The organism is Rossellomorea aquimaris (genome assembly GCF_001877785.1).
Lineage (GTDB): Bacteria > Bacillota > Bacilli > Bacillales > Bacillaceae_B > Rossellomorea > Rossellomorea aquimaris_A.
This window is the reverse complement of the sequence record NZ_MINN01000009.1, coordinates 1-473: the sequence shown is the minus strand read 5'-3', so window position 1 is coordinate 473 and position 473 is coordinate 1. Positions and strand designations below refer to the sequence as shown.

Below are 473 nucleotides of genomic sequence, written 5' to 3'. Positions count from 1 at the left end.
ATAACACGCCATTCGCAGGATCGATTCGCTCTGCATCATTGCTGTCTTTCCACGCTTTGCTATATACCGCTTTCAGCAGTGCGAGATTGTCAAGGCCGCAAATGGCGCATTTATTCTCCCAGCGCTCCAGTTGCAATGCTTTAAACTGGCTTTTCAACTCCCTGAATTTAAGCCGCAGCAAGTATTCAGAATCCATCATCCAGGCAGTCAAGGAATTGTATTTTTCCTCACGCACGGCATCGTAAACAAATTCCAATTGCTCGATATTGCGCCATTTTGATGACGATAATAATTCCAAAAATACCAATGCTAATGATTCATTGCAAGGGAATACATAACCTGAGTTTCCGTTTCCGTCTGGCTGGAAAGCGGAATATTTGAGTGGCAGATAATCTGCCACTACTTTGATGCACGACGCAATTTCCAACGGGGTGTCCAGCTCCAAGTATTCACAAGGCGCAAGCCATTCAGCT

1 pseudogene is annotated in these 473 nt (G+C 45.0%); it reads right to left on the bottom strand.

Annotation, left to right across the window (positions count from 1 at the left end):
• A pseudogene (locus tag BHE18_RS23055) lies at window positions 1-473 on the bottom strand (HNH endonuclease); the annotation flags it as partial.